The 12458-nt window shown below is 50.3% G+C and carries 7 protein-coding genes; 4 read left to right on the top strand and 3 right to left on the bottom strand.

What is annotated here, in order from left to right:
- Positions 1-146: 146 nt before the first annotated feature.
- Complete coding sequence (locus tag AC5JO6_RS00215) at positions 147-1268, top strand: hybrid sensor histidine kinase/response regulator (RefSeq protein ID WP_496079020.1); 1122 nt, start codon at positions 147-149, stop codon at positions 1266-1268.
- Between the two features lie 80 nt (positions 1269-1348).
- Here AC5JO6_RS00215 and AC5JO6_RS00210 read toward each other — a convergent pair whose 3' ends face one another.
- From AC5JO6_RS00210 to treS, 3 genes are all read right to left on the bottom strand, one after another.
- A complete protein-coding gene (locus AC5JO6_RS00210; RefSeq protein WP_496079019.1) occupies positions 1349-1945 on the bottom strand; it encodes a sulfite oxidase-like oxidoreductase in 597 nt (198 codons plus the stop codon).
- Between the two features lie 30 nt (positions 1946-1975).
- The gene (locus tag AC5JO6_RS00205) at positions 1976-2155 is read right to left on the bottom strand and encodes a 50S ribosomal protein L32 (RefSeq protein WP_496079018.1); all 180 of its coding nucleotides are present in this window, start codon (positions 2153-2155) and stop codon (positions 1976-1978) included.
- A gap of 135 nt (positions 2156-2290) precedes the next feature.
- Positions 2291-5785 carry a maltose alpha-D-glucosyltransferase gene (gene treS / locus AC5JO6_RS00200; RefSeq protein WP_496079017.1) on the bottom strand — a complete coding sequence of 1165 codons (3495 nt, stop codon included), beginning with the start codon at positions 5783-5785 and terminating at the stop codon, positions 2291-2293.
- 362 nt (positions 5786-6147) lie between these two features.
- Here treS and malQ point away from each other — a divergent pair, with 362 nt between their 5' ends.
- The 3 genes from malQ (at position 6148) to AC5JO6_RS00185 (ending at position 12452) form a co-directional block, all read left to right on the top strand.
- Positions 6148-7656: a 4-alpha-glucanotransferase gene (malQ, locus tag AC5JO6_RS00195; RefSeq protein WP_496079016.1), complete on the top strand. Its 1509-nt coding sequence runs from the start codon at positions 6148-6150 to the stop codon at positions 7654-7656.
- A gap of 602 nt (positions 7657-8258) precedes the next feature.
- Positions 8259-10733 (top strand): FG-GAP-like repeat-containing protein, encoded by a 2475-nt coding sequence (locus AC5JO6_RS00190; RefSeq protein ID WP_496079015.1) that lies wholly within the window; start codon positions 8259-8261, stop codon positions 10731-10733.
- A 429-nt stretch (positions 10734-11162) separates the two neighbouring features.
- Positions 11163-12452 (top strand): S-layer homology domain-containing protein, encoded by a 1290-nt coding sequence (locus AC5JO6_RS00185; RefSeq protein ID WP_496079014.1) that lies wholly within the window; start codon positions 11163-11165, stop codon positions 12450-12452.
- Positions 12453-12458: the final 6 nt, after the last annotated feature.

Below are 12458 nucleotides of genomic sequence, written 5' to 3'. Positions count from 1 at the left end.
CACCGTCTAAGATTGCGTCTGTGAACCGATGAAAAATGATACAGACAAGACCAGCTACCCGTAGAGAATCGTTCCCGTTGAACAGCGCTCAACTGTAGCTACAGTCTGCTTTAGATAGTCCGACCCTTTCGCCCAGATCTGTCAACATGAACCAGCCGCCCCTGGCTCGCCTTGCTAGAGTCGATCGCATCTTGGTTGTCGATGATCATCCCGATAATTCGTTCTTAATTCAAACGCTTTTGCAGCAAGAGGGTTACCACATTGATATAGCCAACAGCGGTAGTGAGGCACTGAGCTACATTGAAGCGACTCCACCCGATTTGCTGCTGCTGGATGTGATGATGCCAGGTATGGATGGGTATGAAGTGACGCGCCGCATTCGGCAGAACACTGATCTGCCGTTTCTGCCGATTTTACTGATTACGGCGCATGACCAGCCCAGCGTTGTACGTGGGTTAGGGTTAGGTGCCGATGAGTTTATTCGTAAACCAGTTGAGTTTGATGAGCTGGTTGCACGGGTGCAATCGCTGCTGCGCTTGAAGCACAGTGTTGATGAGCGCGACCTGATTGCCCGCCAGCGCGAAGATTTTGTCTCTCGTTTAACGCACGACTTGAGGACACCGCTGGTTGCCGCCGATCGCATGCTCACGCTCTTTCAGGAGGGTGCTTTAGGCGAACCGCCGCCTGCTATGAGCGAAGCTATCGATACCATGATCCGCAGCAATCAGAATCTGCTGACGATGGTAAACATGCTGCTAGAAGTCTATCGCTACGAAGCAGGGCGGAAAACACTCAACTTCACGCCTGTCAACCTGCTGGAACTGGTCGAAGCGGTCATTGCTGAACTGTCGCCGATCGCGATCGAAAAAAAGCTGGCGCTAACGCTTGATCAAGCCGCGCTACAGAACAACCAATTATCAGATACTGTCATGGGCGATCGCATTGAGCTGCGGCGCGTCGTGACCAATCTATTGGGCAACGCGATCAAATTTACCGATGCAGGCTCGGTCATAGTGCGCCTGATTACCTCTAACCAGAAGCCCGCGACAATCGCTTTGGAAGTCGAAGATACGGGTCCAGGTATTCCGATCGCAGACCAACCCAAACTGTTTGAAAGTTTTATGACGGGAAATCACAGACGCTCTGGCAGCGGCTTAGGATTGCATCTCTCACGTCAGATTGTTGAAGCCCACCAGGGGCAAATTTACGTCCAATCAGACGTTGGCAAAGGCAGCTTGTTCACAGTGCGCTTGCCTGTCCAAGCGTGATTAGCCAAGCTGCTAATCCAGTGATTTTACGGGCAACGAACGCTAAACTGGCACACAGTCTGCTGAGCCTTTGACGACTGTCATCCGTTGCTATAGCGTTCTTCTGCCCAGGGTTCACCGCGTTGATGATAGCCATTCCGTTCCCAGAAGCCCAACGCTTCATGGTCGAGAAACTCTAAACCATTGAGCCATTTAGCGCTTTTCCAGGCATACAGATGAGGCACCACCAGCCGCAGCGGTCCACCGTGTTCAGTGGGAAGCGGTTCGCCAGATAGTGTATGCGCGAAAAAGTTATCCTCGCGCAGAAAGTCATCGATCACAATATTAGTTGTATACCCGCCGTAGCAATGCTCCATCAAATGCACTGCTTTAGGGTCAAGCTCTACATGGCGCATAAAGTCAGACACCTTGATGCCTGTCCACTGCACATCCAGCTTTGACCAGGTTGTCACACAGTGGAAGTCTGCAGTGAAGTGGCTTTGAGGCATCGCCATCATATCGTCCCAGCTAAAGGTGACCTCCTTTGCCAGTCCCCATACACGAAGATGCCAGTCGCTAGTGTTAACGACAGGTGTTTCACCGTAGGTCAAGACCGGAAAACCTTTAGCGAGATGCTGACCGGGGGGCACGCGGTCTTGTAGCTCTGGATCGGGCTTCTGAAAAAACTTTCCCAGCATGGCAATTGGGTTAGTAGCGTTTGGACTGCGTTACGACTCTTCTTCGTCTTCGGCATCGGCTTGTGGGTAGATGAAGCCTTCAGCCCGCCCGGTCAAGATCGATTTGCCGATCGACAGTGCCCGTTGTGCCTGCAAGTTTGCTTTACGCTTCCAGGTTGCTTTGCGCTGATCGCGCTTACCGTTGGAGGTTTTCTTCTTAGGAACAGCCATAGCAGTGGGAGTTTGATTTGACAGCTTTTCTATTCTAGGGCATTGAGCCTTGATCCAGATCTTCTCGCTGAAGATTGGTAGCGTAATCTCAGTAGCTTAGGATCGCCTTCCTGTTTCTACGGGGTTACCCGATCGTCAAGCCACTGCGCTTGATCCGTCTGCTTCGTCGGCGATCGCCAATAGCTGAAGTATCCGTCGCAGTGGAATGTGAGCTTGCTCTGAACGGTTGGTCAACTCGCGCCCCAGGTCATAGATGGCTTGCTCCACCAGGTAGTAATCTAACAGCACCTGTAATTCCTGGTGGGTTTGTGGCAGAAAGCTGCTCTGCTTGGCAGTCGTCAGGTACTCCTTGAGGAAGGTCATGCTGACCCAACGGTGCCAGAAGGTTGCCCATTGCTGTAGCTGTTGTCGCTGCTCAGGTTGGCTCATGCCGCTTTCGATTTCACGATCGAGTGCCACGTTAGTAGCATAGTAAAAGGATTGAAGCATTCCTGCCACATCTCGCAGGGGCGATCGCTTCATGCGGCGTTCGCTGAGACTCCGAGCCGGATCGCCTTCAAAGTCAATGACATAGAAGTCTTTGCCCGTATAAAGTACTTGACCCAAGTGGTAATCGCCGTGATAACGCGTGCGTAGAGCAGTAATTTTGTGGTTCAAAACCAACTGGAACCGCTGCAAACAGGCATCATGCTGTTGGAGCACCAGGTTCGCTAGGCGTTGTGTGTCGGGTGAGAGGGTACTCAACCGATTCTTCAAAGACTGGAAGACATGACCGGATAAATTGCGGCTGTACTGATAAATCGATCGCTGATACAGCGAGGTAAATGGTTCTGGCGTAAAGGCAGGCTTGCCCGGAGCAGAAGCCAGTGCAAGGTGCAGTTCTGCGGTGCGCTGTCCCAGCAGTTGAATGTTTGCGAGGTAGGTGTTGATCGCCTTGCAAGCAGGGATTTGCGTGGACGAAGGAGTCACAGGACAGGATGGTAACGGAAAAAACACGTCCGTTGCTTCGGGACTGGTGGTTAGTGACTCTGTTGCGATCGCAGTCAGCAATTCCAGCAGCGAACCAGATGGCATGGGCGCGTCGGCAATATCTGCTGGATGCATCACCACCAGTTCAAAGTAGTCGCGCAGGTTGTCGAGCGTGTAATCCCAGGCGCTGCGTGTATCTGGAATGAACTCTTGCAGAATACCCACCGTCATCGGTTCGGCATTGGGACGGTGGTATTCCAGGGTGCCTGCGATCGACGGAATGAAGGCAAAGCGCTGTTGTTCATCCAGAAACTGTCGTACTTCCAGATCGGGCTGAATGCCTTCCTCCACTTTTTGGAAAAGTTTGAGAATGAAGCGATTTTGTGCTACTACCCCACTGCCGCTCACATCGCTGTAGACGATCGACAGATTGTTGTGATCGCCTCTGAGCAATGCCGAATCGAAGTAAAGATTGCCGCCGCTACGTTCAGCAAAGAGCTTTGTTGACGTGGCAACCAGTTCACCAGCCGTGTTTTTGTAGCGATGCTTTTGAGCAATACCATCCAGCAGGGTGCTCAAGAATTGCTTGTCGGCGATCGCGTCAAACAGCACTGCGACCTCATCGCTGCTCTGCGATCGCAGTCGCGCCATCACCACTTGGGGCGTTTCGGTGAGTAGCTGTAGCGCCTGTTCACCTGTGGCACACGCCAGAAAGAAGAGATAGGTCTGGGGACTGCCCTGGATATAGTCCACCTGCAAGGCAAGCATTTGCGCGTAGCTATCTTTATAGGGAATGGCGATCGCGTCTGCAATGCGAGCCGTTTGCACTGTGCGCGTTCTGCCACCAAACCACCGATGGCTGGCTAGATACTCTGGCAGCAGCGACTCTAGCGCTGTGGTGAAACTGCGCGTTGGTGCTGACTGCAATTGAGAGAATGCCGTCTCCCAGGTACTGCTCATCACCAGTGTTGGCAACTCTACTTGTGGCTTCGAGGCTTGCAGAGAACTGGGTTGCAGCTTAAGCGTGAACCAATAAATAGCGTAGGGTCCAATGCTAAGGAAGTAGGGAGCATCGCCGATCGCTGGGAACTCAGTGCGTCCAAAGATTTCAACGGGTACCCGATCGTTAAATGCGGCTAGATCCAGCGCCACCGTTTGCACAAAGCGCGACAGGTTCGCCACCACCAAGATTTGTTCATCTTCATATGTGCGCGTAAAAGCAAGCACTTTACGGTTTTCGGGATGCAGGATTTGAAAATCACCACTGCCCAACGCTTGAAAGCGATTCCGCATGGCAATCAACCGCTTTGTCGCATTGAGAAGCGAATTGGGATTCGTTCGCTGTGCCTCAACGTTGACGGTCGCATAGTGATATTCTGGCTCGACGATGAGGGGCAGATACAGCCGTTGGGGGCTGGCGTTGCTAAACCCTGCGTTACGATCGAAGTTCCACTGCATCGGTGTGCGAACCCCATTGCGATCGCCGACGTAAACGTTGTCGCCCATACCAATCTCATCCCCGTAGTAGAGTACAGGTGTGCCAGGTAGCGACAAGAGCAGCCCATTGAGGAGTTCGATCTGACGGCGATCGTTCCCCAGCAAAGGAGCCAGCCGTCGTCGAATGCCCAAATTCACCCGCATCTCTGGGTCTTGGGCATAGACCCGATACATAAAATCCCGATCTTCATCCGTCACCATTTCCAGCGTCAGCTCGTCGTGGTTCCGCAAAAACAAGCCCCACTGGCAGTTGTCCGGAATGGCTGGCGTTTGCTGCAAAATATCCGCAATGGGAAAGCTATCTTCCATCCGCAGTGCCATAAACAGTCGCGGCATGAGCGGGAAGTGAAAGTTCATGTGGCACTCATCGCCATCGCCGTAATAAGCAGCAGCATCTTCGGGCCACTGATTCGCTTCTGCCAACAGCATTCGGTTGGGAAACTTTTCGTCAATGTGCTGGCGCAGTTGCTTCAAAAATGCATGGGTTTCGGGCAAATTCTCGCAGTTTGTACCATCCCGCTCATACAAGTACGGTACTGCATCCATCCGCAGCCCATCCACGCCCATCGCCAGCCAAAAATCCATCACATCAAACACTGCCTGACGCACAGCAGGATTGTCATAGTTCAAGTCGGGCTGATGTGAGTAAAAGCGATGCCAGAAGTACGCCTTTGCTACAGGATCCCACGCCCAGTTAGACGACTCAAAATCTTGGAAGATGATCCGTGCTTCTTGGTATTTTTCGGGCGTGTCGCTCCAGACATAAAAATCTCGCTCCGTACTGCCTTTAGGCGCTTTGCGTGCCCGTTGGAACCAGGGATGCTGATCAGAGGTGTGGTTGACGATGAGTTCGATAATGACCCGAATGCCCCGCTGATGAGCAGCTTCCAGGAGTTCCTTAAAGTCGTCTAATGTACCGTAGATGGGGTTGACATTGACGTAGTCAGCAATGTCGTACCCATCGTCCCGCAGCGGAGAGGGAAAAAATGGTAGGAGCCATATAGCCGTCACGCCCAAGTCTTGAAGATAATCCAGCTTGCCAGTCAGCCCACGAAAGTCGCCGATACCGTCATTGCTGCTGTCAGCGAAGGCACGCACAGGCACTTCGTAGATAATGGCGTTCTTAAACCAAAGGGGATCATTCTTCAAGGAATCGTTCTTCAAGGTCTGACCATCCACGCGTGAGTTCCGTAAACAAGTTAGCGGAAATAGTTCGCTTCGTCATCGTACAAAGGTAGGAGCGATCGCGTCACGGTTCACCACTATCGTCGTACCAGCATCAAAACACGCTTTCTCGGCACAGGAACTTTACATGATCCAATCCCAAACTATCCAGTCCTCAAGAGGGATGCATTCGCTACGCCTTTGCTTTTATGAATGACGTTGCTGAGTAATGGTGTAAAGAAGCGGCACAAATCCCCAACTTCTTTGTATAGTCCTGATTAGTCGGCTCAATCTAGTTAGAAGTCAGGAATCTAGCCTTTCCTGAAACAATCCATTTGATTTTTATAAGAGCGATCGCTGATATGAGTTTTCAACGCGCTAGTGGTGTCTTGCTGCATCCAACCTCTCTACCCAGTCAGTTTGGTATTGGCGATCTCGGTCAATCTGCTTACAGGTTTGTTGATTTTTTGGCTAAGAGTGGTCAAACGCTCTGGCAAGTTTTGCCGTTAGGTCCGACAGGCTATGAGCATTCTCCTTACATCATGAATTTCAGCACCTTTGCTGGTAACCCTCTGCTAATTGATCTGGAGCAATTAGTGAGCGATAAATTGCTTGATGCAAATGAATTAACACCGCTATTAGATGTTGATCTAGAGCGAGTTGATTTCGATAAGGTGATTGCTCACAAAACGCGGTTTTTGAAACTGGCACACGATCGCTTCCAGAAAGCGCGATCGCCCGAACAGGGCAACCAATTCGTGCAGTTTTGTCAGGAACAAGCCAATTGGTTGGATGATTTTGTGCTGTTTATGGCATTGCTAGAAGCAAACGACGGCAAAAGTTGGCATCAGTGGGAACCTGCGATCGCGCGACGAGAACCAGATGCGCTTAAAACACAAATAGAAGCATTACAAGAAAAGATTCAATTCCATCAATTCTTACAGTTCAAATTCTTTGACCAATGGCAGGAACTACGTCAATATGCGAATGCCAAAAACATCAAAATCGTTGGCGATATTTCCATCTACGTCTGTCACAACAGCTCAGACGTTTGGGCAGATCCAGAGCTATTCAAGCTTGATCCAAACACCTTTGAGCCTGCGTTTATTGCCGGGGTGCCGCCCGATTATTTCAGCGCGACCGGACAACTCTGGGGCAATCCGGTTTACAACTGGGAGCAAGCGCAAAAAACGAATTTTGCCTGGTGGATTAAGCGCTTTCAGGTGACATTGCAGTATGTCGATATTGTTCGCGTTGACCACTTTCGCGGCTTTGAGGCATATTGGCAAGTGCCTGCCGATGAAGAAACTGCTATTAACGGCGAGTGGATTAAAGCGCCGGGTGAACAATTCTTTGAAGCGCTGAGTCAGGCACTGGGAACCTTACCCATTCTGGCAGAAGATCTCGGCATTATTACACCCGAAGTGGAGGCATTGCGCGATCGCTTTGACTTCCCTGGAATGCGAATTCTCATGTTTGCGTTTGGCGATGATTCAAACAATGCTTACTTGCCTCACAACTACGTCAAAAATACGGTGGTTTACCCTGGTACACACGACAACGACACTACGATCGGCTGGTGGCAGCAAGCCAATGCAACCGAGAAACAGTTTCTCGCACGCTATTTAGGCTACGACTCACCTGAAGCAATTAGTGACATTAGTTGGCTGCTGATTCGCACTGCCTTAGCCTCTGTTGCCGATCTCGCAGTGATTCCATTACAGGATTTGTTGGATCTAGATGGTCGATCGCGCATGAATGACCCAAGCCACAACGATGGCAACTGGCGCTGGCGTTATCGCAGTTCGGATTTATTGACGCAGGAGTTGAGCGATCGGCTTCTTGCTCTCACGCAACTTTATAGTCGCTAACGGCTAAGTTGAGCGGCGGTTAGTATCTTTTGCCTCCCCACCAAGATCTTTCACCTGCTTTCGGCTTGCTGCTTTTGTAAATCAGCAAAACCGTCTACACTGATTTCCTCAACCGCTTGCCCCACTTGCGGCAGCGCAAAGGTCAGGGTCAGTTTCTTCATAAAGCAGGGCTGCGATAGCGCGTGCGTGGGCTTGAATTTGGGCTTTTTTGTCAACGTCCATAAGGCTCTGTTAGGGGCAGTGAACTGCTCACAGTTAGCCTTAGCGCAGCAAGTTAAATCTAAGTATTTATGCTCGTCGCAAAAGTGGGATGCACCAAAGCTAGTGGCTGACCGCTGCTCGCTCAATGCTTAAATTCCCGCTCACAAATGATTTGGGACTGCTATAGTTCTATTTCAATTTGGTAGATAGAATCTTGTCCAACGTTGAATTTTTTAGAGACGATTCTGATTGCAAACAGCAGCGATCGCTCTCTCAGTAAAAATGCCGAAGTCTCCGTATAAACCACATTGGCGCAAAGTTCTTATGAATCTATAAGCATCATGTTCGTTCAATATTTAATACCGGGAACGCTAATAATGCGAGCGTCGAAGGTATAAGTAATGGCAGATTCTAGTATTTTTGATAACAGCACAGCGACACAGCGATTAATTACTGCTGCGTCCGGTACTCAAACGTTTTCCAACACGTCGGGTGATACCAGCTACTCACTTGACTCAACCGATACACAGGACTTTTTCCGTCTGCGCCTTAGCCAGCGTAGTAGTGCTGTCCTCACACTGACCTCTCAAAATGCAAATGCTGATATTGCTATTCTTGACGCTGGCGGCGTTTTGCAACAGTCTACCAATGGCGGTACCCTAGCGGATGCGATCGCCACAGGACCACTCAACGCTGGCGACTATTACATCCGAGTTTCGTTGGCTGATACCAGCACTAGCACCAGCTATACGCTTAAAGTTAACCCAACTAAAGCTGCTCGTGCAGATCTCCTCTGGCGAAACTCCAACAGCGGACAAAATGCAGTCTGGCTAATGGATGGAACCACCTTGGTCAGCAGCTTTTACACTATTCCCGTCGGCGACCCTAACTGGAAAATTCAAACGACGGGTGACTTTAACGGCGATGGGACTTCCGATTACGTTTGGCGTAACTACAGCACTGGTCAAGATGTCATCTGGCTGATCAACACGGATAATACCTACCGCACCTCAGCGTATTTTAACGGAGTCGGCGACCTCAACTGGAAAATTGCAGGCGCTGGTGATTTTGATAGTGACGGGAAAACTGACCTTATCTGGCGCAACTATGCCACAGGCGAGAATGTTTGCTGGTTAATGGATGGCACAACCTTCAGAACATCGGTTTCATTGTCGAGCGTACCTAATATCAATTCACGGATCAATAGTGTCGGAGACTTTAATGGCGACGGCAAGCCTGACTTGGTCTGGCGAAACTATCAAACTGGGCAGAATACCATTTGGCTGATGAATGGACTCTCTCTCACTTCAGCCGTCTCGCTTCAAGCCGTTGGTGACGTTAACTGGAACATCGTCGGCGTTGGAGACTCTAATGGCGATGGTAAGCAAGATATCGCTTGGCGCAACTATTCAACGGGGCAAAGTGTTTTCTGGTTAATGAATGGCACCGCCTTTTCGACAAGCGTATCGCTTCCTTTCATTGGTGACACAAGTTGGCAGATTAGCGGAGTCATCACGGGGCAGCCACCGAGTATATTGGCTGGCAGTAGCATGGGATCTGCCTTTAACATTGGCACTCTGAACAATACAGGCAGCTACAGCGACAGCGTTGGCGGAGTGACAACTCCAAATGGTTACTATAAGTTCAACTTATCGACTGCTAGTGTACTGAATTTATCCCTTACGGGTTTAAACGTAGGCACGAATGCAGATCTACAGGTGATTAGAGACACAGATGGTAACGGTGTCATTAGCAGTGATTCGGAAATTATTGCTAAATCGTTGAATTTAGACAATGCAGATGAACTTATTTCTAATCTTTCATTAGCGGCTGGCACTTACTTTATCCGAGTCCTCTCTTCCTCGGCTCAAGGCTCAACGTACTCTTTGGGCGTTAGTTCAGCCACTGCTCAACAGATTGATTTGGCACCAAATCCGTCAAGCACGTTTACCGTGACGCGCACGAATGGAAGCGCCCTACCAGCGACTGTGAGCCTTAATACTGGTAGCAGTAACTACGTCTCTGCAGTTAGAGTCAACTACTCGATCCGCAATACCAGTGCGGGCAATGTCACTCCATCGTCGTTCAAAGTCTCGTTTTACCTGTCGCGGGATAATGTGATTACAGCCAGCGATCTGCTTCTGGGCACGATCGACCCCAATACTGGCAACAGTGACAGAGATGTGTTTGTGCCTAACCTGGCACCGGGTGCCAATTGGACGAGTCAGCAAACACTTAATCTGATTGCACAAGCCGATTCATGGTGGGGCGGTGACCAGGCTTACTACATTGGCATGATCATCGATGCGGGCAATCAGGTTGCTGAGTCGAATGAATCGAACAATACAGCGAGTGCGGCGATCGCCATCCGAGACACACTGCAACCAGATTTGTTGGGTGGTGGGCTGACCATTGCCCAAGCAACAGCATCACCAAACCAGGTAATCAGCTTTACTGGAATGATCAAGAACATTGGTAACCGAGTGGCTGGTTCGTCACGTGCGCTGGTGCGGTTCTACTTCTCTAACGATGACATTCTTGATGGTAGTGACACTGTGATCGCTGTTGCCAACATTGCGCCTGTCGCAGCGCAGGGCAGCGTGTCGTTTAATACCGCAACTGGACCACCGACTGGAGGCACGCTACCCCCTGCTTTCTTCACCACGCCCAGTACCAGTATTCTGACTCCAGATTCCAGTTGGGAAGGGTGGCGAGGGAATAATCGGTACTACCTCTGCATGTACGTTGACTTCTTTGATGCGGCTGTAGAAGGCTACTCCAAAGAAAATAATCTAAATTACGGGAGAGTAAATGGTCAATACACAGACTATGACTTTATTGACATTACGAATGCTCCTAACAATACGCCTGTGTAGAGGTTAGAGCAATTTTGTAAAGGCTACACCAAGAGATGACCTTTAACTTTTTCAAAGGTTATCTCTTGGTCTGTGATGCGAAGACGTTTAATTGTGAGTGAGGGGTGTGTGAGCAACGCCCCACACCCCTTTTGATCTCAATGTCCTAAGCTCTGTAACACAGTTATATCTATCGTTTGTCACACTTTCTAAGGTCGATTGAGCGAGGTAGTTAAAAAGTCCTAGGAACAAAGCCATAGTATTGCGGTCAAGTTCACTAAGTGCTTAATAGCTCTATCATCGAAACCAAGTTATCGGGTTGCACGCAAGCCACGGTTGCATCACCAATTCTTATTGAGCCTGTAGGCAGTACTCAAAAAGAAACGATTTTTTGCTATCGCTCATACGTGTCATTCATCAGTATCGCTTCAGCGTTTACGGAGTTTTTTTATGTCTCATGTTCGTCATTGGTCTTCGGCAAGTGCATTCATGCTGGCATTGGGTGTAAGCTCAAGCGCCATTGCGCCGTTCGTCGTTTCAGCTCCGGCTACAGCGGCTAACTTTTCCGATACCCGCTCTCACTGGGCACGCCCCTTCATCGAAACGCTGGCTGAAAGGCAGATTATTGCAGGTTTCCCCGATGGCACCTTCAAGCCCGATGCTCCAGTGACCCGCGCTCAGTTTGCGGCGATCGTCAAAAATGCGTTCAGCAACAGTTCAGTGCGTGTCTCGCGCGGCTTCGGTGATGTTCCTGGCTCGTACTGGGCAGCAACGGCGATCGGCAAAGCGTATGAAACAGGCTTCATGAGTGGCTATCCCGATGGTGCCTTCAAACCAGAACAGCAAATTCCGAAAGTGCAGGTCTTGGTCGCCCTTTCCAGCGGCTTGAACTTCACGCCCGCACGCGCTGCCGATACAACTCTGGCAACGTTTAGAGATGGCGGCGAAATCCCTGCCTATGCGAAAAGTGGCGTAGCAGCAGCGGCAGAGCGGAATGTAGTGGTCAATTACCCCAATGTCAGCTTTCTCAACCCCAACGAAACCGCAACTCGTGCGGATGTTGCTGCCTATATCTATCAGACTTTGGTGAATCAGGGCAAACTGGCTCCGATCGCCACTAGCGAAGGCGCAAACAACTACATTGCCCGACTCAACGGCAGCACACCAACTACAGGTAGTAACCCAACGCCAACCACGAATCAAACGGCGCTAAATCCGCGTTATCTGGTGCCTCAAGGTACGTCAGTCAACATCCGCTACCTCGGTTCACAGAAAATTGTAGTGACTCCTGGTGAAACCATCAATAATCTGACGCTACGGGTGGTTGATGATCTCAAAAATAATCAGGGTCAAGTCGTCATTCCCAGAGACAGCGACATTGCGGGTCAACTGATTCCGGTCAGCAGCAATGGTCAAATTTTGGGTACGCAGTTTATTGCCCAACGGGTGACGATCGGCAGCCAGTCCTATCCCTTTAGTGCGCGATCGCAAGTGGTCAGTGGGCAGCCCGTGACCCAAAACACCAACCCTGGCACACTTAAAGATGCGGCGACCTCTGCGGCAACCAGCGCCGTCCTAGCAACCATTCTGGGACAAAAAATTGATCTGGGTACCATTCTAGCTGGTGCCACTGGTGGACAAACTGCCACCCAAACACAAACGCCCCAAAACTTAATTGTGATTGACCCCTCAGCCGATCTTCGCTTAACCGTCAGTAACGATTTCTACGCCAATCCATAATTGGCA

This window comes from Tildeniella sp. (assembly GCF_059505325.1).
This window is presented reverse-complemented; position numbering and strand designations above follow the sequence as displayed.

Excerpts from the sequence above, each read along its gene's own strand:
- malQ (WP_496079016.1), top strand. The coding sequence starts at position 6,148 with ATGAGTTTTCAACGCGCTAGTGGTGTCTTGCTGCATCCAACCTCTCTA.
- AC5JO6_RS00190 (WP_496079015.1), top strand. The coding sequence starts at position 8,259 with ATGGCAGATTCTAGTATTTTTGATAACAGCACAGCGACACAGCGATTA.
- AC5JO6_RS00210 (WP_496079019.1), bottom strand. The coding sequence starts at position 1,945 with ATGCTGGGAAAGTTTTTTCAGAAGCCCGATCCAGAGCTACAAGACCGC.
- AC5JO6_RS00185 (WP_496079014.1), top strand. The coding sequence starts at position 11,163 with ATGTCTCATGTTCGTCATTGGTCTTCGGCAAGTGCATTCATGCTGGCA.
- AC5JO6_RS00215 (WP_496079020.1), top strand. The coding sequence starts at position 147 with ATGAACCAGCCGCCCCTGGCTCGCCTTGCTAGAGTCGATCGCATCTTG.
- AC5JO6_RS00205 (WP_496079018.1), bottom strand. The coding sequence starts at position 2,155 with ATGGCTGTTCCTAAGAAGAAAACCTCCAACGGTAAGCGCGATCAGCGC.